Genomic DNA, 24,896 nt, shown 5'->3' on the forward strand with positions numbered 1-24,896 from the left:
CTACGCCTCGTCAGTGCCCTCTCGGCCGCTCTCGTCCTCGGCGCCCGGAATGGCGTAGCCGTCGGAGAGCCAGCGGTTGAGGTCCACGTCGGCGCAGCGCTTAGAGCAGAAGGGGCGATACTCGGGCACGCTCGGCTTGGCGCATATCGGGCAGGGCGCGGCGCGGCGCGGGGTCTCAACGGACATCGAAGCTCTCCATCGGCGCGGGCTCGACGCGGAAGCGCGGGCCGTAACGGCCAGCGAGCGCGGGCGCCGAGGCTTCGAGGTAAGGGGCGGCACGCTCGGCGCAAGTGAGGCGGATCTGCGCGCTCCTATCGGCGAGGAGCGCGGCTTCGAGCGCACGGTAGGCGCGGGCCGCGAGGACATCGCTGCGCAGGCGCCGTCCGGGCCGCACGTCCCCACCGGAAGCCTCCGTCAGGCGTTCGAGCAGGCTCGGCACGCTTCTCGGCGCGATGGCGACGCAGATTCCTTCGCCCGTCACCGCAGGCACGCTCGGCCGCCCGCCATGCGACAGCGCCTTGGAGAGCCGCTCCCGAACGATCTTCGGGCTGCGGATCGCGGCGCGGGGCAGGTCGAGGACGATCTGGCCGCCCAGGCTCCGCAGCGCGCTCTGCCGGTCGAGGCTGGCGAAGACGTCTTCCGTCGCGCGCGCCGCGGCCCCCTTCTTCGAACGCCCGTCCTGCCGGCCGAGGTCGACATCGATCGCGGTCAGCGCCTCGGTCTCGTCGAAGACGATCCGTCCGCCGCCGGGCAGCGGCGCCGTGCGCGCGAGCGCTCCTTCTTCCGCCTCGTCGAGGGCGGAACGCAAAGGCCGTGGGTTCCCCGCGACGACCTCGATCCCCAGCGGAGCGAGGGTCTCGTTCAGTAGCGGGACCAGGTCGGGATCGGTCACGTGGACCTCGCGGGTCCCGGCATCGAGGACGTTCATCAGAGAGCGGATCAGCGGGTCGGGCGAACCGAGCACGCCCTCCTCCCCCTCGGCGAAGACGGCCTTCGCCATCCGCTCCGCCGCCTCCCGCCGGCTCGCCTTCTCGGTCTCGGGCACGGTCAGGGGGCCGGGCTTGAAGACGAAGCCGTCCTCGCCCTCGAAGACGGTGATGCCGGGCAGGTGCAGGGCGGCATTGAGCCCGATCTGCGCCGCCTTCTCCCCGATCGCTTCGCGGCGGACGCTGGCGAGCATCATGCTGCCCCGGGCCGGCGGCTTGCCCTTCGGCACCGGGAGGAAGGCGTCGCGCCCTGCCACCGTGCAGAAGGCGCCGCCCAGGCGGGGCTCGAACCGTTCGACGCGGGCGCGGACCAGCGCGCCGAGCCGCAACTCGCCGCGCGAGGGGTATTCGTGGTGCAGGCGGGTGACCGCTCCGTCCTCGACGCGCCCGATCCGAAGCTCGATCGGCGTCCGGTCGACGAGGAGCACGCTCATGGCAGGCGCCGTCCCAGCGCAGCGGAGAGGAGGTTCGCCGCCTCGTAGAGCGGCAGGCCGACGACGTTCGCGTAGGAGCCGATCAGGCTGACGACATGCGCCTCGAAGGCGCCTTGGATGCCGTAGCCGCCCGCCTTGCCGCGCCATTCGCCCGAGGCGAGGTAGGCGTCCACCGCTTCCGCGCTCAAGTGGCGAACCTTCACGCGGGTCTCCACGACCCGAGAACGCTCTTCGCCACCGGGGCCGAGGACGGCGAAGCCCGTGAAGACGCGATGCGACCGGCCGGAGAGCAGCGCGAGGCAGGCCCGCGCTTCCTCCTCGGTCTCGGTCTTGGGCAGGATGCGCCGACCGACGCCGACCACGGTATCGGCGGCGAGGACGACCGCGCCTTCGTGCCGCGCGGCGACCGTGCGTCCCTTCTCGAGCGCGAGGCGCAGCGCGAGGTCTCGCGGCAGCTCGCCGGGCGCCTCGGTCTCGTCGATGTCGGCAGGGTCGATGGCGTCGGGCGTGACGCCGATACGGGCCAGAAGCTCGCGGCGGCGCGGGCTTGCGCTCGCGAGCACCAGGCGCGGCGTCACTTGAACCGGTAGGTGATCCGGCCCTTGGTCAGGTCGTAGGGCGTCATCTCCACGAGCACCTTGTCCCCCGCCAGCACGCGGATGCGGTTCTTGCGCATCTTGCCTGCGGTGTGGGCGATGATTTCGTGGTCGTTCTCGAGCTTCACGCGGAAGGTCGCGTTGGGCAACAGTTCTTCGACTGTGCCGGAGAACTCGAGCAATTCTTCCTTGGCCATGCGGGTCCTTGGTGACGCGGGACTGCGGCATCTGGGGGGAGTTCGGCAGAAGGTCAAGGCGAGAGAAGGCCGCTTCGCTCGTTTGCCCTAGCTCAAGCTCATGACCGACCTGCCAATCCTCGCCCTCGGCCCGGCCTTCTACGACGAGGTCGAGCCTGCCGCCTTCCCCGAGCACGTCCTTCGCTTCCGCAATCAGCGCTGGGCCGAGCGCGTGGACCTCGGCGCCCTCTCGGACGAGGACTGGGTCCGCCACATGGGCCGCTTCGAGCCGCTGCCGGGGAACCTCCCCCGCCCATTGGCGCTGCGCTATCACGGCCATCAGTTCCGCAGCTACAATCCGGACCTCGGCGACGGCCGAGGCTTTCTCTACGCGCAGGTCCGCGACCGGGCGGACGCCCGCCTCCTCGACCTCGGCACCAAGGGGTCCGGGACGACGCCCTACAGCCGCGGCGGCGACGGGCGGCTGACGCTCAAAGGGGGCGTGCGCGAGGTCCTGGCGGCCGAGGCGCTGGAGGCGCGGGGCGTCTACACATCCAAGGCCTTCAGCCTGATCGAGACCGGTGAGAGCCTCGCCCGCCACGACGAGCCCTCCCCGACGCGCGCCTGCGTCCTCGTCCGCCTCTCTCACGGCCATATCCGCTTCGGCACCTTCCAACGCCTCGCCTACTTCGGGGACGAAGAGGGAACGGCGCGCCTGCTCGCCTACGCTTGCACGCAGTTCTATCCGGACCTCAGCCCCTTGCCCCCGGCCGAGCAGGCGCCCGCCTTCCTGCGTGCCGTCTCGGAGCGCTCCGCCCGCCTCGCCGCGTCTTGGATGGCGGCGGGCTTCGTTCACGGCGTCCTCAACACGGACAACTTGTCGGTCACCGCCGAGAGCTTCGACTACGGCCCCTGGCGCTTCCTGCCGCGCGTCGATCCGCAGTTCACGGCCGCCTACTTCGACCATACCGGTCTCTACGCCTACGGACGTCAGGCCGAGGCGGTTCTTTGGAACCTGAGCCAGCTCGGCGGCGCCCTCCTGCCGCTCTCGGACGAGGAGACCCTGACCGAAGCCCTGCGCGGTTTCCCCGACGCCTTCGAGGACGCGCTTGCGGACGCCTTCTTCGCAAGGCTCGGACTGAAGCGGACGGGTCCGGACGACACCGCCTTCGTCCAGGACCTCCTCCGATGGATGCGGGCGAGCGGCGTGCCCTTCGAAGGCGCGATCTTCGACCTCTTCTGCGGCCGGGAAAGCGAGGCTCGGCGGCGGACGAGCCCGCGAGCGGCCGCCTATGCGGAGGCCTCCTTCGCCCCGCTTGCGGCCCGGCTCGATGCCTACGATGCCTCTCGTCCCGACCGTCTGGGTGACCCCCTCTTCGCCCGGCCGAACCCAGTGGATCTCACCATCGAGGAGGTCGAGCGGCTCTGGGACCGAATCGACACATCAGATGACTGGTCAGCATTCGAAGAGAAGGTCGACGACTTGCGAAGGTTCGGTACCGTCTGTGCGCTGAACCCGCTGTCCGCGGGCGACGCCCATCAACCCTTTGGCCGGTAACCCCTTCTTCAGAACTTGACACTTTAGTCATGTAGCAAGCACAACTTGCGGTAGGGATATCCGAGGGGACGAACCGTGAATAGACTCTGGCTTGGCGCGGTTCTCTGCGCCACGTCCGCATGCGCGAGCGTGGAGACGACGCCCGTTCAGCAGCCCGTCTCTCAGACGCAGGCGGAAGAAGCGCAACGCCTGGCGGCGGAGGCGCTGCCGGCGGCGCCCTCGCTCAAGCGCAAGGTCGCCGTAGGGCGCTTCACGAATGCTACCCGCTACGGGCGGGCCCTCCTCTACGATGACGAACGCGATCCGCTCGCCGAGCAAGCCTCGGACATCGTTTCCAATCGCCTGGCCGAGACCGATGCCTTCATCGTCGTCGAGCGCCGCGACCTCGAACTGCTTGAAGACGAAGCGGACCTCACCGGCAAACAGATGGATCTCATCGGCGTCGATACGCTGCTCGTTGGATCGGTCACCGAATTTGGTCGGAAGACGGAAGGCAAGGCGGGCTTCTTGTCGTCGACCAAGAAGCAGGCCGCCGAGGCCGTCGTCGAGGTGCGCATGATCGACGCCAAGACAGGCGTGGTCTTCGCCACGGCGACAGGAACAGGCAGCGCTTCGACCGAGGCCGGAGAGACGATGGGCTTCGGCACAAGGGCCGCGTTCGACGCGACCCTGACAGACAAGGCGCTGAGCTCGGCCATCGCCGATCTGATGACCGCGGTGATGCAGAACGTCACCGCCCGGCCCTGGCAGGCCGACATCCTCAAGGTGGAGAGCGAGCGCGCCTTCATCTCGGGCGGCCGGTCGCAGGGGTTGAAGGTCGGCGACGAACTAGCGGTGATGCGCGAGGGCGAGGCGGTGAGGAGCGAGCGGTCCGGCATGGTGATCCGGTTGCCAGGAGAAGAAGTCGCGCGTGTCCGCGTGACCGGCTTCTTCGGTGACACGGAACTCGCCGAAGGCGCCGTCGTCACCCTGCTCTCAGGTCGGCTTCCCACCTCCGGTGAGGGTCATCTGGTCGAGGAGGTCCGGTCGTGAAGCGGTTGATCCTCACCCTCGTGGCGGCGTCGCTGGCTGGTTGCATGAGCTACCCGGAGACCGTTTCGGAGCAGGGCGCCTCTTTGAGCTCGCTCGTCGTAAGCAACGCGCCCGGACGAGCCACCTTGAGCGTGGACGGCATCGACTACGGCCCGGCTCGCCAGTTCTCAGGCGCGTCGTCCCTAGCCGTGACGCCCGGTAAGCACGTCGTCGAGCTCTTCGTGGACGGCCGGCAGGTCATGTCCCGCGACGTCTTCGTCGGACAGGCGGCCCAAGCAACCGTAGCCTACTAAGGAAAGCATCATGCGGAAGACTGTTGGATGCCTCGTATGCGTCGCCGCGCTCGCGGCCTGTGCGACGCCGAGCCGCTACGAGTGGGGCGACTACGAGCGGTCGCTATACGGTTATGCCCGTTCGCCCGAGCTGCGTGACCAGTACGAGCAGTCGCTTCGGGACGCGATCGACGTCGGCGAGAAGACGAACCGCGTCGCGCCCGGCATCTACGCCGAACTCGGCTACCTCCTTCTCGAAGAAGGAGACGAGCGCGGCGCAGCCGAAGCCTTCGAGCGGGAGATGGAGCTCTTTCCGGAGTCTCGCGCTTTCATCGAGCGCGTGATGGGGCGGACAACGCTCGCGGACAACGCAGAAACGGACCGCTGAAATGATGAAACCTCTCGTCCTCGCGCTCGGCCTGCTCGCCATGACCGCCTGCGCGACTGCCCCCGCGCCCTACGATTACAGCGCCTTCCGGTCGGAAGCGCCGCGGTCGATCGTGATCCTCCCCGCGCTGAACAATACGACCAACGTCGAGGCCCATGAGTGGTTCGTATCGACCGTGTCCCGTCCCTTCGGCGAGCGCGGCTACTACGTCTACCCCGCCTGGATGGTTAAGAGGACTCTCGAGGATTCGGGTCTCGGCGACGCCGCGCTCGTTCACGAGGCCGATACCCGCCGCCTCAGCCCCATCTTCGGTTGCGACGCCGCGATGTACATCGACATTCAACAGTGGGAGTCGAAGTACGTCCTCATCCAGACGAACACGACCGTCGCGTTCGAATATGAGCTACGCAGCTGCAAGACCGGCGAGACGCTTTGGGCGAACCAGCAGCAGCTGACCTACTCGCCGCAAGCCAGCAGCACCGGAAACCTGCTGGGCGACCTCGTCGCGCAAGCGGTGGTCTCGGCGATCGAGAAGGCCCGTCCGAACTACATCCCGCTGGCGCAGCAAGCGAACGCCATGGCTGCCGCTTCGCCCGGACGCGGCGTGCCAGCCGGTCCGTACCTGCCGGATCAGTACGGGCAGGACGAGAACGCCTATCCGAGCGCGTTGGCGACCACGGTCGAGTAGCCGGGTGAGCGCCGGCCGGGCGACCATCCTTCTTGGCGAGTTGGCTCTGCTGGCCTTCTTCCTCGCCGCCTGCGTCACCACCGGGCGCAGCCCGGTCGATGATCGGGTCACGTCGCGCTTCGCGCCGCCTGCCGTCACGGTCGCCTTCACGGACCCGGACGGCCTGCCGCGATCCTACGACGTCGCGATGCGCGGTGTCCTCGGCGACACGGGGGGTCCCACGACGGGCCTCGCCGTCTCTTACGTCGAAGAGACGCTCGCAGCGCTCCTCTCCGAGCGCCTGCCGCCCGCCTATACGGGCACCGAGCCCGCCGCCGTGAGGGTCGAGATCGTCAACGTCATCCTGCCCGACGGCACGCGCTTCACGCCGCTGTCGGGCATGAAGAGCTTCGCCGTCGACCTCACCCTGACGGACGGGCAGGGGCGCGTCGTCGCCGAGACGACCCGGCCCTTCACCGTGCTCTCCGACTTCCAGCGTAGCCGCTTCGGCGGCTCGGCGTGGAAGCGCATCGGCCGGACCGATGCCTTGCGGGCCGAGGCGATCGCATCGCTGGCCGAAGCGTCGGCGGACGTGGTCGCGGAGGCCCTGACGGGCGGTGCGACCCAGACGGGCCTGTCCGGGCGCCTGGTCGTCCACGAAGAGACCCTGCCTGCGGATTAACCGCTTCGACTCTCGCGTGTGCTAGGGCGCGCTGATGTCGGCAGAGCACAAGGCCGCGCTGGTCCTCTCGGGCGGCGGCGCGCGCGGCGCCTATCAGGTCGGTGTCCTCAAGGCGGTGGCCGAAGACGTGCCGTCGGGCACCAACCCGTTCCGTGTCCTGACGGGCTTGTCGGTCGGCGCAATCAACGCCGCCGTGCTGGCCGAAGGCGCGGACGACTTTCCCGGCGCGGTGCGCAAGCTCGAAGCCTTGTGGCGGAGCCTTCACTGCGCCTCGGTCTACAGGACGGATTGGGGCTCCCTCGTCGGCCGGCTCGCGCGGTGGGCAGGGGCGCTGACGCTCGGCTGGGCCGGCGCGAAGCCGCCGCCTTCCCTCCTCGACGCGGAGCCGCTCGCGCGGCTCCTCGCCCGGCGGGTCGATTTTGGCCGCGTCAACGCCATGGCCGAGGGCGGCGCCTTCGACGCCCTCGCGCTCACCGCGTCCTCCTACTCAAGCGGAAAGGCGGTCACCTTCTTCGCCGGCGCCTTCGCCGAGGACTGGCGCCGGGCGCGCCGCACCGGGCGGCGCTGCCGGATCGGCCCCGAGCACGTCCTCGCTTCCGCGGCGTTGCCGGTCGTCTTCCCAGCGGTTCAGATCGAAGGCGAGTGGTTCGGCGATGGCGCTCTGCGCCAGGTCGCACCGCTCTCCCCCGCGATCCATCTCGGCTGCGACAGGCTCTTCCTGATCGGTGCGCGGGACAAGGACACGGGGCCGGACGTCGCGCCCGCCCCCTCCCCAAGCCTCGGCGTGATCGGCGGACAGCTTCTCGACATCGTCTTCAACGATCAGATGGATGCCGACATCGAGCGGTCCGCGCGGATCAACCGGACGCTCGACGCCATGCTGCCGGAGCGGCGCGCCGCCACGCAGCTTCGTCCGATCGCGATCGAACGGATCAACCCTTCACGGGATGTCCGCCTCCTGGCCGGCGAACACGTCTCGGCCCTGCCGCCGACGGTGAAGCTGCTTCTGCGTGCCGTAGGCGCGTACCGGCCGCCTTGGGTGCTGCCGAGCTACCTGACCTTCGAGCCGGGCCTGATCGCGGCGCTGATCGACCTCGGCTACGCCGATGGCCGGGCCCGCGCCGGCCGCACCCGCGCCTTCTTGGGACTGGGCGAGGCGCAGCCGAAGCTGGCCGCCCCGGATCTCGTCGTCGACGACTAGAAGCCGAGATTCGTCCGCCAGCTGACGAGGAGCGCCGCCCCGCCATACTCGGCGTGGACGTCCACGATCCTGTCCGCGGCGTCGATCGACTCCGTACCGAACCCGTCCGTGCCGATGTAGCTCGCCTCGAAGCCCACCATCCGGCCCGGGGCGTAGAGGTAGAGAAGGCCTGCCTTCGCCCCCCAGGCAAGGGCTAGGTTCGAGCCGTCGAGGTTCGAGTAGGCGAAGCCGACGCCCGCCCCGAGGTATGGACGAACGGAACTCTTCAACGGCGCGGTCAGCACGCCGTTCGCCATCAGGCTCGTCACCGTCAGCGCGTCGTCGCCGAGGTTCCCGTCGAAGTCGTTCACGCGCGCCGTCAGCTCGGCCTCCGCCGCGAACATGGGTGAGAGCTGGTAGCCGAAGGCACCCCCGAAGGCGACGCCGGTGTCGTAGTCCACTTCCCGCAGGACCACGCCGGGCACGCCCTTGGCGCCCGCCCCTTCGAAGCGGACCTCTTCTTCGGTGACGAGCGACGCGCCGATGTGGACCTGCAGGTAGGCGTTGGAAGGAACGGCATCCTGGGCCCGAACGCCGCTCGGGGTGAGTAGAAGCGCTGCGCTGAGCGCCAGGAGGCACGTCTTCATCGGACCCTCACCTTCCAAGACCGGCGCGCACCGTCCCAGAATACGGTGAAGAGTAGGTTAGGGCCGTTTCGGCCAAGCGACGATCGAAGCCTGTCCTCAGCCTTCGAACGGATCACGCATCAAGATGACGTCTTCCCGCTCGGGGCTCGTCGAGACGAGCGCGACGGGGTGGCCGATCAGCTCCTCGATCCGACGGACGTACTTCACGGCCTCGGCCGGCAGGTCCGCCCAGGACCGGGCGCCTGCGGTCGAGCCGGACCAGCCCGCCATCTCCTCGTAGACGGGCCGCGCCTGCGCCTGCGCGTCCTCGCCGGCGGGCAGGTAGTCGAGCGTCTCGCCCCCGATCTCGTAGCCCGTGCAGACCTTGAGCGTCTCGAAGCCGTCGAGGACGTCGAGTTTGGTCAACGCGATCCCGTCGACGCCGGACAGCGTGAGGGACTGGCGCACGAGGGCCGCGTCGAACCAGCCGCAGCGACGCTTGCGGCCCGTCACCGTGCCGAACTCGTGCCCGCGTTCGCCGAGGCGTTGGCCCGTCTCGTCCTCGAGTTCGGTCGGGAACGGCCCCGCCCCGACCCGCGTCGTGTACGCCTTGACGATGCCGAGCGTGTAGCCGACCGCGCCGGGACCGGAGCCCGACCCCGCCGCGGCCTGCCCCGCCACCGTGTTGGACGAGGTCACGTAAGGATAGGTGCCGTGGTCCACGTCGAGGAGAACGCCCTGCGCCCCCTCGTAGAGGATGCGCTTTCCGGCCCTGCGGGCGTCCTCGAGCAAGCGCCAAACGGGAGCCGCGTAGGGCGCGAGGAACGTCGCGATCTCCTCGAGCTGCGCGATCAGACCGTCCGTATCGATCGGATCGGCGCCGAAGCCCGCGCGAAGGGCGTTGTGATGCGTCAGGAGCCGTTCGACCTTGCCGCGGAGCGTATCGGGATAGCGCAGATCGACGACCCGGATCGCACGCCGGCCGGCCTTGTCCTCATAGGCGGGCCCGATGCCGCGCCCCGTCGTGCCGATCGCGCCCTTGCCCGCCGCGCCCTCGCGCAGGCGGTCGAGTTCGCCGTGCAGGGGCAGGATGAGGCAGGCGTTCTCGGCCACGGCCAGGCTGACGGGGTCGATCTTCACCCCCTGCCCTCGGATCCGCTCGACCTCGTCCTTGAAGGCGAAGGGGTCGATGACGACGCCCGAACCGATCACCGAGACCTTGCCGCCGCGGACGACGCCCGAAGGCAGAAGGGACAGCTTGTAGACGACGCCGTCCACGACGAGCGTGTGCCCGGCATTGTGCCCCCCCTGGAACCGCACGACCACGTCGGCCCGGGCGGACAGCCAGTCCACGATCTTGCCCTTGCCCTCGTCGCCCCACTGAGCACCGACCACTGCCACGTTCGCCATGACGACCCTTCGCTTCGCGCGGCGCGACCATAGGGGCGGTTACGGGACTGGCAAGACGACCGGTCGCCTTTCTCGGACAAGCTTAAGCACGGCTTAAGCCAGCTGTGGTTTCCTGTTCACGGGGGCGAGAGGCAGGAGACGAAGCGATGCGGAGAGCCGTTCTTTCGGCCGCCCTGGCGGCGGCAACCCTGATCGGCGGCGCCGCGCCCGCCGCGATGGCGCAGCAGGAGGTCATGCCCCGCGTGCCGATGCCGCCATCCGCCTCTGCGTCCCGCATGGAAGTCGCGCAGCTCGGCCAGCGCCGCCATACGCGCGCTCTTCGGAAGCGGGAGGGCAGCGCTCTTCGCCGCCTCGGCGGCGCCCGCATCGAGGCGCGCGTCGGCCTCGACAGCTTCGAGACGGAATCCGGCGCGAAGGCCGAAGGGCCGACCTATGGCGGCTCGATCGGCTACGACCACCTGCTCTTCCGCACCGCTTATGGCGGCCTCTTCCTGGGCGGGTTCGCTTCCTACGATCAGGCGGCCGGTGACGACGCCGTCTTCGCGCAGGACCTCGACAACGGCGCGGGCGGCGTGACGCACGTCGAGGCGACCTCCGGCTTCGGCCGTGACCTCGAAGTCGGCGTCCGGGCGGGCTGGATGACATCCCGCGTGACGCTCTACGCCCTCGCCGCGCTCTCCGATCAGATGCGCACCGACACCGTCGTGACCACCGTCACGACGACCACGGACAACCCCGACGATCCGCGCAACCCCGTCGTGACCGAGAGCGAGCCCGACACCGTGGTCGACGTGACGCGGATCGCCGAGGGCTGGCGCGTCGGCGGCGGGGCGGAGCTTCGCTTGGTCGGGGACCTCTACGCGAAGGCCGAGTACCGCTACTCGGTCTACGACGAGGACGAGAAGCGTCAGCAGGTCGTGACCGGACTCGGCCTGCGGTTCTGACACCGCTTGCCCGAAGCCGAGGCCGCGCCTAGCGGGCCCCATGCTTCAGGCCCCTGACAAGACCGGCGAGAGTCCGCCCGCCGCTGCCCCGCTCGACCACGGCGCGGCGACCGGCGACGGCCTCGCGACGAGCCGTACGCCGACGCGCACCGATTGGCTGATGATGCTCGGCGTGGCCGTACTCGGCGGGTCGAGCTTCGCCGCGATCCGCATCGGCGTCGAGACCGCCCCGCCGCCGGTCGTGGCGGCCGGGCGCCTCTGGATCGCCTTCGGCTTCATGCTCGCCTACTGCCGGATGACCGGACGGCCCTTCCTGCCGCTGAGCCGCCAAGGGCGTTTCAACCCCGCCTGGCTCTTCGCGCTGGCTATCGGCGTCATCGGCTACGCGGCGCCGCTGACCGCGATCCCCTGGGCGCAGCGGACCGTCAGCTCCCTCCTCGCGGGCATCTACATCGCCTTCATGCCGGTGATGACCGTTCTCCTCGCGGCCCTCTTCGCCGACGAGCGGCTGACGGCGCGGAAGGCCGCCGGCTTTCTCGGCGGCACGGCGGGCGTCCTCGTCCTGATCGGTCCCGACGCGCTCGCGCACATCTTCAGCGAGGACGTTCGGGCGCAGCTCGTCCTCCTCCTCTCGGTCACGGGCTACGCGGTCGCCAGCGTCGTGATGCGACGCGCGCCGGACGTGCCAGCCCGCAGCTTCGCGGCCGCCTTCCTTCTTTGCGGCGCGCTCCTCGCGACGCCAGGCGCCATCGCCGCGGGAACCGAAGGCATCTCGGCGCGGTCTTGGGCCGCGATCGTCTTCCTCGGGCTGCTGCCCACCGGCCTCAACGCGGTCTTCATCATCCTGACGGTCCGGCGGGTCGGCGCGGGCTTCTTGTCGCTCTCGTCCTACCTGGCGCCGCTCGTCGCGATCCTCCTCGGGGTCGCTCTGTTCGGCGAAGCGCTCGAGCCGCGCTACCTCCTCGGCCTCGCGGCGATCCTCGGCGGCATGGCCCTGGCCGAGCCCGACAGCACGCGCGCCCTCGCTTCCAGGTTCAGAGCCTTATCGTCCCGCGCAGGTAGGTGAACGCCGAGCCCGTCAGGCGCACCCGGTCGCCCGCGAGTTCGCAGGCGACCGCCCCGCCCCGCGCGCTCGCCTGAAAGGCGAAGAGCGTGGTCTTGCCCAGGCGCTCCGCCCAGTAGGGCGTCAGCATGCAGTGCGCCGAACCGGTCACCGGGTCCTCCGTGATGCCGACCGTCGGCGCGAAGAAGCGGCTGACGAAGTCGTAGGCCTCGCCCTCGGCCGTGACGCAGACCTCACCGGGCGCGGTGACGCAGACGCAGTTCTCGGCCGTCCCCCGGCCGCGGGGCAGGCCCACCGCCTCGAGTGCGAGGAGGTTCGGGCGCAGGGCGCGCACCGCCGCCTCGTCCTTCAGCACTGCGAGCAGGTACTGCCCTGCGAGCACCGACTCGGGCTCGGTCCCGAGCGCTTCGGCAAGGCCGTCCGGCGCCTCGACGGGTACGGGCGGGTCGGCGGGAAAGTCGAGGGTGTAGCCTTCGCCCGTCCGTTCGACGTGAAGGGGGCCTGACAGCGTGTCGAAGCTGAACCGCTCGGCGTCCTCTCCCTCCTCCGCCCAAAGAACGTGCGCCGTCGCGAGCGTCGCGTGGCCGCAGAGCGGCACCTCCGCCCCCGGGGTGAACCAGCGCAGGTCGTAGGCCCCCGCCCCCTTGCGTACCGCGAAGGCAGTCTCGGCCAGGTTGTTCTCCATGGCGATCGCCTGGAGCGTCTCGTCCGGGAAGAACTCGTCGAGGATCATCACGCCCGCCGGGTTCCCGGCGAAGAGCCGATCCGCGAAGGCATCGACCTGGTAGAGGGTGTGCTCGGTCATGGCGGTCCTCCTGCGGTTCGAACGGCGATCAAGCATGCCGAGACGGGTTCGACCAGAAGGCGGCGCTGCCGAGCGGGCGGTTGCGCTCCGAGGCAGCTTGCCCGGTGACGCCGCGGGGCAAGCGTCGAGGTAGAGCGAGACACATCTCCTCCATCGAGTTTGGATAACGCGCCCGGCACCTTACGTCTCTGCATCGTAGAACCGAGGTGGCCGCGCATGCCGGGCGAACGCATCGTGCTCGCGACCATCGGGTCGTTGGGCGACTTGTACCCTTTCCTCGCCATCGGCCGGGCTCTGGCCGAGAGAGGCGCCCGGCCCGTGATCGCGGGCGCCGAAAGCCACATGCGCTTCGTCGAGGCGGCTGGGCTCGAAGGGGCGCCGATCTATCCCGACATCGAGACCTACGTTCAGGCCGCCGGCTACGAGGACTTCGAGAGCTGGACCGAGCGGGCGGCGGGCGATCCCGACTTCCTCCTGCGCGAGGGGGCGCTTCGCTTCTTGCCGCAAAGCGCGGCGGCGCTCGACCGGATCGCGGAGGGTGCGGACGGTGTCGTCGGCTCTTCGCTCGCCTTCGCCGCGCCCATGGTGGCCGAGCGGCGCGGCCTGCCCTTCGTCGCCGCCGTGCTGTCGCCCATGCTCCTGTTCCTGACCAACGATCCGCCCACTCTGCCGGGCCTTCCGCCGCTCGCCCGCAAGCCCCGGACGCCGCTGCACCGGCGCTGGAACGACCTCATCCGCACGATCGTGGCCCTGGAGATGCGCCGCCGCTTCGGCCGCGACCTCAAGCGCACGCGCCGCGACCTCGGCCTCGAAGGTTCGGGCGCGGTCCCGCTCTTCGCCTTCGGCCGGTCCGGCCCCGCACGCCTCGGTCTCTTCTCGCCGCAGCTTCTCGCGGCGGACGCGCGGCTGCCGGCCGAGATGAACGTGACGGGCTACTGCTGGCGGCAGTCCCGCGAGCCCATGCCCGAAGGGCTGTCGCGCTTCCTCGACGACGGCCCGCCCCCCCTCGTCTTCTCGCTAGGCAGCTTCGCGGTGTTCGCCGAGCGCGGCTTCTACGAGCGCAGCGTCGAAGCGGCGCGGCGCCTCGGTCGGCGGGCCGTTCTGCTGACGGGGATGGAGCGGCCGGTGCGTCCCGTTGCAGGCGACGACGTCTACGTCGCGGACTACGCGCCGCACGAGGACGTCTTCCCGCGCGCGGCCGCTGTGATCCACCATGGCGGCGTCGGCACCAGCGCCCGCGCGCTCGCCGCCGGCGTTCCGCAGCTCGTCGTCCCGCACCTCGGCGACCAGTGGGACAACGCTGCGCGCCTCGAACGGCTCGGCCTCGCCCTGAGCCTCGACCACGAAGACTACAAGGTGGAGGCCGCCGCCGGTCGCCTTGCCACACTCACCAAGGACCTGCGCTACGCCGAGGCGGCACGGGAGCAGGCTTCGATCGTCGGCCGTGAAGACGGCGCGGGCACGGCGGCGGAGGAGATCCTAGCGCGCTTGGCTCGCCGCCCGGCCGCGTGAGGCACCGGCGGCGGGGCCGTCGGTCGCTGCGGGCTAGGCCCCGGCCAGCGCCCGCTCATAGGCCGTATTGATCGCGGCCATGCGGTGCTCGGCGATCCTGAAGAGCTCCGGCGGCACGCCGCGGGCGATGAGCGCGTCGGGATGGTTGGCCCGCGCGAGCTTGCGGTAGGCGGCCTTGATCGCGGGCTCGTCCGCATCCGGCTCCAGCCCGAGGATGACGAAGGGATCCTCCTTGTCCGCGCCGACATGCGCGGCCTTCACGCGCCGCCAGACCCCGCCTTGCAGCGCGAAGGCTTCGGCCGCGACCTCGAGGAGGCGCATCTCTTCCGGGTGCGCCACGCCGTCGGCGAGGGCGACGTAGAAGAGACAGTCGAGAACGTCTTCCAAGACCGCGTCCTCGCCGGCGAACAGGCGGCCGACCTGGCGCGCATAGGTCTCGAAGCCCGCCGTGTCCTGCTGCGCCATCTGGAAGACGAGGCGGACCTTGGCCTCCTCTTCGGGGGGATAGGCGAAGAAGGTGCCGAAGGCGCGGACCTCGTCCGCGGTGACGATGCCGTCGGCCTTCGCCATCTTGGCCGACAGCGCGATCAGCGCGATCGAGAAGATGGCCGCGTCCCGCCTGCGCCGGCGGGCTTCCATCGCCTCCATCACCGCGCCGAGCGTGCGCTCGCGCGCTTCGGTCAGGATGGCCTGAATGCGTTCCCAAAGCGTCATGGTGCCGTTTCGGTCCCCCGAGTGTCCTCTATCCGAAAGGAGTGCGACATGACGATGAGAAGCGTCAACCCAGCGGACGAGACCGTCCACGGAACCTATGAGGCGCCGAGCGACGCCGAGTTGGACGCCGCCCTGGATCGCAGCGTCGATGCCCATCACGCCCTTCGTGCGGCGGGGGTTCGCGCCCGGGTGGCCAGCATGGGCGAGGCCGCGCGCGTCATCGAGCGGCGCCGCGACGAGCTCGCCGCGATCATGACCGAGGAGATGGGCAAGACGCTCGCCTCGGCGAAGGCTGAGGCCGACAAGTGCGCCCTCGCCTGCCGCTACTACGCCGAGCACGGCGAAGCGTTCCTCGCGGACGAGCCGGTCACGATCGACGAGGGCAGCGCCTACGTCGCCCACCTGCCGCTCGGCCCGATCCTCGCGGTCATGCCGTGGAACTTTCCCTTCTGGCAGGTCGTGCGCTTCGCCGCCCCCGCACTTGTCGCCGGGAATACGGGCCTCCTGAAGCACGCCTCCAACGTGCCGCGCTGCGCGCTCGCGCTCGAGAGCGTCTTCGAGGAGGCGGGCTTCCCCGAGGGCGCGTTCCAAGCCCTTCTCATCGGCTCGAAGCGGGTCGAGGGCGTCCTACGCGACGACCGGGTGAAGGGCGCGACGCTGACGGGCTCCGGACCGGCAGGATCGGCGGTCGCGCGCACCGCCGGCGACGAGATCAAGCCGAGCGTGATGGAGCTCGGCGGCTCGGACGCCTACCTCGTCATGCCCTCGGCGGATCTGGACGTCGCGGTGGCGGCCGCCGTTCAAGGCCGGACGCAGAACAACGGCCAGTCCTGCATCGCGGCCAAGCGGTTCTTGGTGCACGCGGACGTCTACGATGCGTTCAAGCAGCGCTTCGTCGCCGCCATGGCGGCGCTCGAGGTCGGCGATCCCAAGGCCGAGGGGACAGACATCGGGCCTCTGTCGCTGCCGGGCACGCGGGACGACGCGGACGACCTCGTCCAGGACGCGATCCGGGCGGGCGCGAAACGCCTGACCGGCGCTGAGATCATCGAGGGGCCCTGCGGCGGCAAGGGCTATTGGTATCGCCCAGGCATCCTCGAGGGCGTGACGCCCGACGCGCGCGCTTACAAGGAGGAACTGTTCGGCCCCGTCGCGCTCCTCTTCCGCGTCCCCTCGCTCGATGCCGGGATCGAACTCGCCAACGCGACCGATTTCGGCCTCGGCTCCGCGATCTTCACGCAGGACGAGGGCGAGATGCAGACCGCCGTGCGCGGCCTTGAGGCCGGAGCGACCGCGATCAATCGCATCGTGGCGTCCGACCCCCGCCTTCCCTTCGGGGGCGTCAAGACGTCAGGCTACGGACGGGAACTTGCGCGGGACGGCATGATGGCCTTCGTCAACCGCAAGACGGTGACACGGCTCTAGGCCGCATCCGATTTCGCGCGAACTGTTGCGGCGCGAAAGCGTTCTCCCCCCGTCAAGCCTTCGGGGTCCGCCATGCACCGCCTACTCCCGCTCGCCGCCCTGGCGGCGGGCCTCTTCGTCACGCCTGCCGCCGCGCAAGAGAGGGCCGTCTGGTCCGGCGTGTTCGAGAACGACCTCGTCTCGAGCACGGACCGCAACTACACCTCGGGCGCGGAGATCACGCGCGCCGCGCTCGCAGAGCGGGGCGGCGCGGTGCACGGCCTCGCAGAAGCGCTGATGGGCGCCGATGGCGGCCAGGTCGTCTACGGCCTCGGCATCGGTCAGAGCATCTTCACCCCGCAGGACAAACGCGCGACCGAACCGCTTCCGGACCAGCATCCCTATGCGGGCTGGCTCTATCTGAAGGGCGACCTCCTCGTCGCGCGGACCTCCGGCGCCAGGGACCGCCTGGGACTGCAGGTCGGCGTGATCGGCCCCGCCTCCCTCGCCGAGGAGACGCAGAACTTCGTACACGACGTCGTCGGCGCGCCGAAGGTCGAGGGCTGGGACAACCAGATCGGCAACGAGCCGGGCTTCACCGTGAGCTTCGAGCGGCAGTTCCCCCCGCGTAGGCTATGGGACGGGGCCGTTTCGGCGGACATCGTCCCGACGGCGGGCGTGGCGGCAGGCACGATCCTGACGCAGGCGAGCCTCGGCCTCACCGCCCGCTTCGGCCTCAACCTGCCGGACCATCTGATGCCGCAGCGGGTGAAGCCCGCCCTCGCGGGGACGCCGTGGTGGCCCGAAGGGGGCGCCGGCGGCGCCTACCTCTTCGTGGGCACCGAAGGCCGCGCGGTCGCCCGCAACGCCTTCATCGAGGGTCGCGCCTTCTCGGGAGACGTCGTCACGCAAGACGCGGAGACCTGGGTCTACGACATCCAGGCGGGCGGCGTCGTCACGGTGTGGGAGACGCAGGTATCTTTGACCTATGTCCGCCGCTCGGAGGAATTCGCAGATCAGGCGCGCGCCGAGCAGTTCGCGGCGATCGGCCTCGCGCGGAGGTTCTGAGGCCTAGCCGAGGTTCCGCATCAGGCGCTGCTTCTGGCGGTTCCAATCGCGAGTCTTCTCGGTCGCGCGCTTGTCGTGGAGCTTCTTGCCTTCGGCGAGGGCGATATCGAGCTTCACGAGGCCGCGCTTGTTGAAGAAGAGCCGGAGCGGCACGACCGTGTAACCCTTGCGTTCGACCGCGCCCGTCAGCGAGGCGATCTGGCGCTTCGACAGGAGCAGCTTGCGGCTTCTCTTCGGTTGGTGGTTCTCGCGATTGCCCGCCGTGTATTCGGGGATGTTGGCGTTCACGAGGTAGAACTCGGTGCCGTTGGGTCCGCTCTCGGGCGCGCAGTAGCTCTCGGCGATGTTCGCCTTGCCCTCGCGCAGGGCCTTCACCTCGGTGCCCTGCAGGACGAGGCCCGCCTCGATCACCTCGCCGACCTTGTACTCGTAGCGCGCGCGCCTGTTGGCGGCGACGGTCGCGGTGCCGGGGGGCGCCTTCTTCGCCATCAGGACAGCTCCAGCCCGGCCATGGCGGCGTCGACCTTGGCGCGCGCAGCGTCCGACGCCGGGACGAGGGGCAGGCGGAACTCTTCGCGGCAGAGGCCGAGCTTGGCGAGCGCGTACTTGACCGGACAGGGGTTCGTATCGGCGAAGAGCGCCTCGGCGAGCGGCGTGAGCCGGTCCTGAAGCATCAACGCCTCGTCCCAGCGCCCCTCGAGGCAGGCGGTCTGCATCGCGGCGCACATCCGCGGGGCCACGTTCGACATCACCGAGATGCAGCCCTGTCCGCCCATGGCGTTGAAGCCAACGGCGGTCGCGTCCTCGCCCGAAAGCTGGACGAAGCCCTTCGTGCAGGCGACGCGCTGCCGCGCGACGCGGGCGAGGTCGCCGGTCGCATCCTTCACGCCGACGACGCGCTCGAGGCGGGAGAGCCGAGCGAGGGTCGAAACAGAGACGTCGGACGCCGTACGGCCCGGCACGTTGTAGATCACCATGGGCAGGGCGCACGCCTCGTGCAGCGCCTCGAAGTGGGCATAGAGCCCGTCCTGGGGCGGCTTGTTGTAGTAGCCGGTCGTGGTCAGGATCGCGTCGGCGCCCGCCTCCTCCGCGCCGGCGGCGAGGCGGATCGCCTCGGCGGTGTTGTTCGAGCCTGCGCCCGCGATCACCGGAACCCGGCCCGAAGCGGCCTCGACGCAGAGCCGCACGACGCCGATGTGCTCCTCGATCGACAAGGTCGGGCTCTCGCCGGTCGTGCCGACGGGGACGAGGCCGTGCGTGCCCGCCTCGATCTGGCGTTCGATGAGCGCGCGGTAGGCGTCCTCGTCCACCGCCCCGCCCGAAAAGGGCGTGACGAGCGCCGTGATGGAGCCGCGAAGGATCAGTTGGGTCATGCCCCGGAGCTACGCGCGGGGTCCGTTTCGGGCAAGGTTACGGTTCGGCACGGCGCTCGCAGGACGCGTTGATGGTTAACCTTCTCGTGCTACGCCCTCGTCCCATGGCGAGACATCGAAGCTGGGGTGCCCTGCTGCTGGCGGGGCTTTGCGGAGTGGTGCTGACGGCGGCGGCGCCGAGCCCGAGCCTGAAGCCGCCTGCGCCGGTCTCGCCCTACGTCACGCCGACGGACGAGGCGGTGCTGCGCGCGGTCTTCACCGCCCTGACCGACCGGCGCTACGCCGAGGCCGAACGCCGCCGCCGCGACCTCGAAGACCCGCTCGCCCGTGCGGTCGCGGACTGGGCCTACCTGCGCTCGGGCGGGCCGGGAATACGCGCGGCGGAGGTCGCCGCCTTCCTCTCCGCTCATCCGGACTGGCCCGACGCGACGCGTATCCAGGCGCAGGCCGAGGACCGTTTCGACGACGAGACGCCCGCCGCCGACCTTCTTCTCTTCTTCGATACCCGCGACCCCGTCCGCGGCGAGGGTATGGTCCAGCTCGGCCGCGCCCTGATCGAGAGCGGCAGCGTCGAGGCCGGCGAGGACATGATCCGCCGGGCCTGGATCGAGCGCGACTGGACGGCCGCGTCCGAGCGGCAGATCCTATCCCGGCACGGCGCGCGCCTGCGCGAGGCGGACCACGTCGCAAAAGCCGACCGGCAGCTCTTCGACATCGAGGCGACCGCGACCGAGCGCCTCCTGCCCCTCCTGCCGAAGGACGAGCGCCGCGCGGCCGAGGCGCGGATCGCGCTCCTCAAGCGCGACCGCAACGGCCCCGGGCTCTACGAGGCCCTGCCCGAGGAGAAGCGCCTCGACGCCGGCGTCCTGCACGCCGCCGTTCGCTACTGGCGCCGTTCGGACAAGGATCTGCGGGCGACCGAACTCGCCGGGCTCGCACCGCAAGGCGCCGAGGCGCTTCGCGACCCGGACGCCTGGTACACGGAGCGGAGCCTCCTCGCCCGGACCGCCCTGTCGGAGGGGCGATTCGAGGACGCCTACGTCCTCTCAGCCTATAGCGGCCTCACCCGCGGGGCGGACTTCGCCGAGGCGGAGTTCCTGGCGGGCTGGATCGCGCTTCGCTTCCTGGGCGATCCGCAGCGGGCCGAGACCCACTTCGCGCTCCTCGCGTCGAACGTCTCGAGCCCGATCAGCCTGTCCCGCGGCGAGTATTGGCTCGCCAGGGCGAAAGAGGCGGGCGGCGACGAGATCGGCGCAGTGGAGGCCTTCCGTCAGGCCGCATCGCGTCCCTTCACCTATTACGGTCAGCTCGCCGCTGAGCGCCTCGGCGACAGCGCGCCCCGCATCGCTTTCCCGGAGGCCGAGGCGCCGAACGCCGAGGACCTCGCGAGCTTCGAGGCGCGGCCGATGGCTGGCGCCATGCGCATCCTCGCCGAGGTCGGCGAGGATTGGGCCTTCGACCGCTTCGCGCGGGCGCTCGACGACTCGCTTGAGACGCCCGGCGAGGTGCTGGCCTTCGCGGACCTCGTGACGGGCGAACGCAAGACGCACCTCGCCGTTCGTGCGGGCAAGGTCGCGCGTTCGAACGGCGCGGCCACGCCGCAGGCGACCTACCCGCTCCTGCCCGTGCCTGAAGCCGCCGCCGGCTTCGTCGAGACGCCGCTGATCCTGGGGCTCAGCCGGCAGGAGTCCGAGTTCAACCCGCGCATCGTCTCCTCCGCACGGGCCCAGGGCGTGATGCAGCTTCTGACCGGGACGGCGAAGATCACCGCCCGCAAGGAAGGCCTGCCCTACGAGGCGAGCCGACTGCTCGACGACCCGGCCTACAACATGACGCTCGGCGCGGCGCACCTCTCCCATCTGATCGAGCGCTTCGGCGGCTCCTACGTGATGACGATCGCGGGCTACAACGCGGGCCCGCACCGGGTCGACGGCTGGACCGAGCGCTTCGGCGATCCGCGCGAGCCGTCCGTGGACCCCGTCGACTGGGTCGAGTTGATCCCCTTCTCCGAGACGCGGAACTACGTTCAGCGCGTGCTCGAGAACGTGCAGATCTACCGCGCCCGGCTCGATGGCGGGGTCATCGCGGGCAGGCTCACGGGCGATCTCGTGCGGGGCGGCTCCGCGCCCGGTGCGATCGGCAAGGCGTCGCCGGCCCCCGCCCTCGTCCGCTATGCGGAGGCGGAAGGCATGACGAACGTCCTCAGCCTGCCCGCAGTCCCGCCCTACGCCGTGACGGCCTACGGCGCCGCGGCCGAAGGGGCGACTAATTGAGGCCTTACCCCGCCTTCTCCCAGCGGCCCTGGGGCGTCTGCTTCCAGTAGGTCGCGTCGAGGCCCGCCCCTTTGACCGCGCGCCAGGCCTCGCGCGCGTCGGGCGCCCCCTCCGCGTCGAACATCACGACTGCTCGTGCGAAGGACGCCATCGCCTCCGCCGAGACCGGCGCGCCTTCGACGAGGAAAAGGACCTTCGCCTCGTTGGGGGCCGCTTCGCCGAGCGTCAGGAGGACGGGCTGCGCCGCCTCGTGGTCCTCCCCCGCCCGCCCGTGCGGTAGGAAGCTCTCGTCGCGGAAGGTCCATAGGTGACCGTCGATCTCCTCGAGCCCCTCGGGCGTGCCGCAGCGGACGAGCGCCCGTTGGCCCCGCTCGATCGTCCGGACGAGGAGGGCCGGCAGCACCTGGGCCAGGGTCGATCGCTCGAGGTGGTAGAAGAGGACTTCGGTCACGAGGCACTTCTAGCCTCTTCGGGCGGCCGCGTCCCCTCCGGTGCCTTCCGCTGCGAAGAAACCCTCTTCAAGTCATAGCGGCAGGGAAGGCAGCGTCATGCGCCAACTCTCATTGCCATATCTTGCTGCAGCGCAGCGTAGATCGACAACGTTCGTTGTAATTCTTGCAACAACTCTCTCATCATTTGAAAAACCCGATCACACTATCAGCCTCCCAGATTGACACACATTAAGAATGGTCGCCTGATCCCAGAGGGCCGGGGGGCTGGAAAAACGAGGCGCACTCTTCGGAAGTGAGCCCGGAACAGGGAGGAACGGCATGCCGATCAAGGATGAAACGCGTACCCGCCCGCACGCGTTGCGCCGCGGACTTTTGACCGCCACCCTTCTGAGCGGCCTGCCTCTCGGCTGGACGGCCGCCGCGCAGGACGCGGAGCCGACGGTGATCGACGACCAGCCGGTGCCCGAAGACGAGGACGGCGACGTCATCGTCGTCCAAGGCTACCGTGCCGCGCTTCAGGACTCCACCAACGCCAAGCGCGACGCCAACGGTTTCACCGACACGATCTTCGCCGACGACATCGGCAAGCTGCCGAGCCAGAACCTCGCTGAATCGCTGAACCGCATTCCCGGCGTGAAGATCAACCGTGACGTGACCGGCGAGGGCCAGCAGATCTCCGTGCGCGGCCTCGGGCCGAGCTTCACCAAGATCGTCCTCAACGGGAACAACATCTTCACTGCCTCGGACGGCAACCTGACGGGTACGAACTCGAACCGCGAGGTCGACCTCGACGTCTTCCCGGCGGAGCTCTTCTCTTCCCTCGTCGTCAACAAGACGCCGATGGCCGATCAGCTCGAAGGCGGAACCTCCGGCTACGTCAACCTGCGCACGAGCAGGCCCTTCGACGCCGAGGGCCAGCGCTTCCGCTTCTCGGTCGAGGGCGCCTACACCACCATCAACGAGGAGGTGAGCCCGATCGTCTCGGCCATCTACTCGAACACCTGGAACGACAAGTTCGGCATCCTGGCGGGCGTCGTCGCCTCGCGGCGCGAGTCGCGCGTCGACGGCTACGAGACCGTCGGCTTCTCCGATGGCTGCGTCGCCGACTTCACCGATCCGCCGGCCAACACGACGTCGAACTGCTTGGACGGCTACATCGGGCGGAACCACTTCCGCTACTCGCCTTACGCCACGGCGGACTACGTCGCGGCGCATCCGGAGCTGAGCCTAGCCGTCGGGGACCGGATCGATCCCGTCGCGACGTCGGGCCTGACGCAGGACGAACTCGACCGGGGCATCCTGCCCTATCTCGGCCGGGGCATGTACACGATCGGCGATCGCGACGCGACGAGCGCGCTCGGTTCGGTCCAGTTCCGTCCCTCCGAGGCGATCGACATCGCGATCGACGTTCTTTACGCGGAGACGAAGCGCGACTTCGACCGGGTCGAGGCGATGAACTGGGGACGCCGCAACTTCCTCAGCTTGGGCGCGGCGTGGATCCCCGAGGACCTGACGATCGACGGCGATCAGGTGATCCGGTCGGGCACGCTCTACAACACGCGCGCCTGGGTCGGCCACCGTGCGTATGAGGAGGACTTCGAGTTCTTCACCGTCATGCCGAGCCTGTCGTGGGACGTCTCGGAAGTCTTCCGCATGGACTTGTCCGCGAGCTACTCGGAGTCGGACTTCCGCCGGGACGAGCCCTACTTCAACTTCCTGACTCCTGGCATGACGGTCGACTTCGCGAACTCGGGCGACGTCGCCACCTTCGACTACTCGCTCGACATCTCGCAGCCGAACGTCGGCTGGGTGTGGAACGACGTTCAGGGCGACCAGCTCCGCTTCAACCGGAACTTCCGCGACGTCGACACATTGGGCTTCCACGCCGACTTCGATCTCGGCGCCGAGCCCGAGCGGACGGGTGTGCAGTTCGGCATCCACTACGACGAGGCGACGCGGGACCTCGAGTTCTTCGGCGGCGGGAACAACGACGTCCTCAAGAACGAGTACTTCTTCCCTTCCGACGCCTACGCGAACATCGAGGACTACCTCCTGCCCTCGCCGATCTCGGACCTGGGCGACGTCTTCGACGAGGACATCGGCTATTCGGGCATCGCCTACCTCGACATCGACCGGTTCTACGAGGCGATCCGCTACGACGAGTTCGAGCCGACCGCTGCGGCGACGGGCGACCAGTTCGGCCAGGGCGTCGGCGGGATCGAGGAGAAGTATCTCGGCCTCTACCTGATGGCGAACGTCGAGGCGGACCTTCTCGACCAGCCCCTGCGGATCAATGCGGGCGTGCGTTGGGTCGACACCGATCAGACGCTGACGAGCCTGGCGGATGAAGGCGAGACCGAGACGCAAGCGAGCTACGCGAAGTTCCTGCCCTCGTTCAGCGCCGTCTACGACGTCACCGACGCGCTCAAACTTCGTGCCAGCGCCTCGCGGACCATGACGCGGGCGAACCCGGGCGAGATGTACCCGAACTCGGTCTGGACCTCTTCCGGCATCGACACGGCGCGGGCGGGCAACCCGAACCTCTCACCCTTCGAATCGGTCAACTTCGATGTCGGCGGCGAGTACTACTTCGGAGAGCTCGGCTATGTCGGGCTCTACTACTTCGACAAGGAGGTCCGCGGCTTCACCAGGGACGACACGGTCGACGTCCTCTTCGCGAACATCGCCGATTACGGCCTCGACCCGAACGACCTCTCGGAGACGCAGGCAGAAGCGCTCGTGGCCTGCGGCGGACCGCAGAGCTGCAATGTGCAGGTCAGCACCCGGACCAACGTTCAGGGCACGGCGACGCTCAAGGGGTTCGAGGGCATCTGGGTGCAGCCGCTCGACTTCCTGCTCGAAGGCTTGGGTTTCAACGCCAGCGCGACGAAGATCGAGCAGGATGCGGACGACCCCGCGGCGATCATCACGGGGATCTCCGACTGGACCTACAACGCCACCGGCTACTACGAGAACGAACTCTTCCAGTTCCGCCTGACCTACTATCATCAGGACGGCGCGGTCGCCTCGGGCTTCCAAGGCTATGACGGCTCGGACGGCCTCCCGGCCCGGCGGATACGGTCGGACCACCGCACGCAGGTCGACTTCTCGGCGATCGTCAACCTGCCCTTCCTCGAGAACCAGAACGTCGCGCTGACCTTCGACGGTTACAACATCACCAACGAGCCGGTGAGGAACCTCTTCGAGTACGACGATTTGAGCTACGACGTCTTCTACCCTGGCGCGACCTACACGGTCGGCCTCCGGGGCAGCTTCTAGAC

General features: G+C 69.5%; 25 protein-coding genes. 14 read left to right on the forward strand and 11 right to left on the reverse strand.

What is annotated here, in order from left to right; translation table 11 throughout:
- Genes yacG through infA form a run of 4 tightly spaced genes read right to left on the reverse strand, consistent with a single transcriptional unit; the run spans nt 1 to nt 2,213 of the window.
- On the reverse strand, nt 1-186 hold the full coding sequence (gene yacG, locus GGQ59_RS09700; protein ID WP_183818015.1) for a DNA gyrase inhibitor YacG: 186 nt from the start codon (nt 184-186) through the stop codon (nt 1-3).
- Nucleotides 176-1,420, reverse strand: a complete 1,245-nt coding sequence (locus GGQ59_RS09705) for a ribonuclease E/G (RefSeq protein ID WP_183818017.1) — start codon at nt 1,418-1,420, stop codon at nt 176-178. Before GGQ59_RS09705 ends, yacG begins: the two co-directional genes overlap by 11 nt.
- The gene (locus tag GGQ59_RS09710) at nt 1,417-1,998 is read right to left on the reverse strand and encodes a Maf family nucleotide pyrophosphatase (RefSeq protein ID WP_183818019.1); all 582 of its coding nucleotides are present in this window, start codon (nt 1,996-1,998) and stop codon (nt 1,417-1,419) included. Before GGQ59_RS09710 ends, GGQ59_RS09705 begins: the two co-directional genes overlap by 4 nt.
- A complete protein-coding gene (gene infA, locus GGQ59_RS09715) occupies nt 1,995-2,213 on the reverse strand; it encodes a translation initiation factor IF-1 (RefSeq protein ID WP_031550659.1) in 219 nt (72 codons plus the stop codon). Before infA ends, GGQ59_RS09710 begins: the two co-directional genes overlap by 4 nt.
- A gap of 100 nt (nt 2,214-2,313) precedes the next feature.
- On the opposite strand from infA, the gene GGQ59_RS09720 reads away from it, so the two are divergent.
- The 7 genes from GGQ59_RS09720 to GGQ59_RS09750 all read left to right on the forward strand — a co-directional run bounded on the left by GGQ59_RS09720 (nt 2,314) and on the right by GGQ59_RS09750 (nt 7,992).
- Nucleotides 2,314-3,750, forward strand: coding sequence for a protein adenylyltransferase SelO family protein (locus GGQ59_RS09720; protein ID WP_183818021.1), 1,437 nt, complete (start codon nt 2,314-2,316; stop codon nt 3,748-3,750).
- Nucleotides 3,751-3,879: 129 nt separating this feature from the next.
- Nucleotides 3,880-4,782 (forward strand): CsgG/HfaB family protein, encoded by a 903-nt coding sequence (locus GGQ59_RS09725; RefSeq protein ID WP_221400981.1) that lies wholly within the window; start codon nt 3,880-3,882, stop codon nt 4,780-4,782.
- Complete coding sequence (locus GGQ59_RS09730) at nt 4,779-5,075, forward strand: hypothetical protein (protein ID WP_183818025.1); 297 nt, start codon at nt 4,779-4,781, stop codon at nt 5,073-5,075. Before GGQ59_RS09725 ends, GGQ59_RS09730 begins: the two co-directional genes overlap by 4 nt.
- A gap of 10 nt (nt 5,076-5,085) precedes the next feature.
- Nucleotides 5,086-5,442 (forward strand): DUF4810 domain-containing protein, encoded by a 357-nt coding sequence (locus GGQ59_RS09735; RefSeq protein ID WP_183818027.1) that lies wholly within the window; start codon nt 5,086-5,088, stop codon nt 5,440-5,442.
- 1 nt (nt 5,443) lies between these two features.
- Nucleotides 5,444-6,130: a DUF799 domain-containing protein gene (locus GGQ59_RS09740; RefSeq protein WP_183818029.1), complete on the forward strand. Its 687-nt coding sequence runs from the start codon at nt 5,444-5,446 to the stop codon at nt 6,128-6,130.
- A 4-nt stretch (nt 6,131-6,134) separates the two neighbouring features.
- Entirely contained in the window at nt 6,135-6,791 is a 657-nt protein-coding gene (locus GGQ59_RS09745; RefSeq protein ID WP_183818031.1) for a hypothetical protein, read from the forward strand.
- A 34-nt stretch (nt 6,792-6,825) separates the two neighbouring features.
- Nucleotides 6,826-7,992 (forward strand): patatin-like phospholipase family protein, encoded by a 1,167-nt coding sequence (locus GGQ59_RS09750; RefSeq protein ID WP_183818033.1) that lies wholly within the window; start codon nt 6,826-6,828, stop codon nt 7,990-7,992.
- On the opposite strand, the gene GGQ59_RS09755 is transcribed toward GGQ59_RS09750, so the two are convergent.
- Nucleotides 7,989-8,618, reverse strand: a complete 630-nt coding sequence (locus GGQ59_RS09755; protein ID WP_183818035.1) for an outer membrane beta-barrel protein — start codon at nt 8,616-8,618, stop codon at nt 7,989-7,991. The two genes, GGQ59_RS09750 and GGQ59_RS09755, sit on opposite strands and share 4 nt — an antisense overlap.
- A gap of 96 nt (nt 8,619-8,714) precedes the next feature.
- Entirely contained in the window at nt 8,715-10,007 is a 1,293-nt protein-coding gene (locus GGQ59_RS09760; protein ID WP_183818037.1) for an adenylosuccinate synthase, read from the reverse strand.
- 146 nt (nt 10,008-10,153) lie between these two features.
- On the opposite strand from GGQ59_RS09760, the gene GGQ59_RS09765 reads away from it, so the two are divergent.
- Both GGQ59_RS09765 and GGQ59_RS09770 read left to right on the forward strand, forming a co-directional pair.
- On the forward strand, nt 10,154-10,951 hold the full coding sequence (locus tag GGQ59_RS09765) for an outer membrane protein (RefSeq protein WP_183818039.1): 798 nt from the start codon (nt 10,154-10,156) through the stop codon (nt 10,949-10,951).
- Between the two features lie 40 nt (nt 10,952-10,991).
- The gene (locus GGQ59_RS09770; RefSeq protein ID WP_183818041.1) at nt 10,992-12,017 is read left to right on the forward strand and encodes a DMT family transporter; all 1,026 of its coding nucleotides are present in this window, start codon (nt 10,992-10,994) and stop codon (nt 12,015-12,017) included.
- Here GGQ59_RS09770 and GGQ59_RS09775 read toward each other — a convergent pair.
- Nucleotides 11,986-12,819 (reverse strand): PhzF family phenazine biosynthesis protein, encoded by an 834-nt coding sequence (locus GGQ59_RS09775; protein WP_183818043.1) that lies wholly within the window; start codon nt 12,817-12,819, stop codon nt 11,986-11,988. The two genes, GGQ59_RS09770 and GGQ59_RS09775, sit on opposite strands and share 32 nt — an antisense overlap.
- 216 nt (nt 12,820-13,035) lie before the next feature.
- Here GGQ59_RS09775 and GGQ59_RS09780 point away from each other — a divergent pair, with 216 nt between their 5' ends.
- Nucleotides 13,036-14,331 (forward strand): glycosyltransferase, encoded by a 1,296-nt coding sequence (locus tag GGQ59_RS09780; protein ID WP_183818045.1) that lies wholly within the window; start codon nt 13,036-13,038, stop codon nt 14,329-14,331.
- A 33-nt stretch (nt 14,332-14,364) separates the two neighbouring features.
- Here the strand turns inward: GGQ59_RS09780 and GGQ59_RS09785 are convergent, their stop codons facing one another.
- Nucleotides 14,365-15,045, reverse strand: a complete 681-nt coding sequence (locus GGQ59_RS09785) for a TerB family tellurite resistance protein (RefSeq protein ID WP_183818047.1) — start codon at nt 15,043-15,045, stop codon at nt 14,365-14,367.
- A 48-nt stretch (nt 15,046-15,093) separates the two neighbouring features.
- On the opposite strand from GGQ59_RS09785, the gene GGQ59_RS09790 reads away from it, so the two are divergent.
- Together GGQ59_RS09790 and GGQ59_RS09795 are read left to right on the forward strand one after the other, a co-directional pair.
- A complete protein-coding gene (locus GGQ59_RS09790) occupies nt 15,094-16,470 on the forward strand; it encodes an NAD-dependent succinate-semialdehyde dehydrogenase (RefSeq protein ID WP_183818049.1) in 1,377 nt (458 codons plus the stop codon).
- A gap of 72 nt (nt 16,471-16,542) precedes the next feature.
- Entirely contained in the window at nt 16,543-17,517 is a 975-nt protein-coding gene (locus GGQ59_RS09795; protein WP_183818051.1) for a lipid A deacylase LpxR family protein, read from the forward strand.
- A 3-nt stretch (nt 17,518-17,520) separates the two neighbouring features.
- Here the strand turns inward: GGQ59_RS09795 and smpB are convergent, their stop codons facing one another.
- Both smpB and dapA read right to left on the reverse strand, forming a co-directional pair.
- Nucleotides 17,521-18,006, reverse strand: coding sequence for an SsrA-binding protein SmpB (gene smpB, locus GGQ59_RS09800; RefSeq protein WP_183818053.1), 486 nt, complete (start codon nt 18,004-18,006; stop codon nt 17,521-17,523).
- The gene (gene dapA / locus GGQ59_RS09805) at nt 18,006-18,890 is read right to left on the reverse strand and encodes a 4-hydroxy-tetrahydrodipicolinate synthase (protein WP_183818055.1); all 885 of its coding nucleotides are present in this window, start codon (nt 18,888-18,890) and stop codon (nt 18,006-18,008) included. The genes smpB and dapA overlap by 1 nt, the downstream gene beginning before the upstream one ends.
- Nucleotides 18,891-18,994: 104 nt before the next feature.
- Between dapA and GGQ59_RS09810 the strand changes: the two genes are divergently transcribed.
- Nucleotides 18,995-21,163, forward strand: a complete 2,169-nt coding sequence (locus GGQ59_RS09810; RefSeq protein WP_183818057.1) for a lytic transglycosylase domain-containing protein — start codon at nt 18,995-18,997, stop codon at nt 21,161-21,163.
- A 4-nt stretch (nt 21,164-21,167) separates the two neighbouring features.
- Here the strand turns inward: GGQ59_RS09810 and GGQ59_RS09815 are convergent, their stop codons facing one another.
- The gene (locus GGQ59_RS09815) at nt 21,168-21,614 is read right to left on the reverse strand and encodes a DNA polymerase III subunit chi (protein ID WP_183818059.1); all 447 of its coding nucleotides are present in this window, start codon (nt 21,612-21,614) and stop codon (nt 21,168-21,170) included.
- Between the two features lie 319 nt (nt 21,615-21,933).
- On the opposite strand from GGQ59_RS09815, the gene GGQ59_RS09820 reads away from it, so the two are divergent.
- Nucleotides 21,934-24,894, forward strand: coding sequence for a TonB-dependent receptor (locus GGQ59_RS09820; RefSeq protein ID WP_183818062.1), 2,961 nt, complete (start codon nt 21,934-21,936; stop codon nt 24,892-24,894).
- Nucleotides 24,895-24,896 lie beyond the last annotated feature (2 nt).

The organism is Parvularcula dongshanensis (assembly GCF_014199615.1).
GTDB lineage: Bacteria > Pseudomonadota > Alphaproteobacteria > Caulobacterales > Parvularculaceae > Parvularcula > Parvularcula dongshanensis.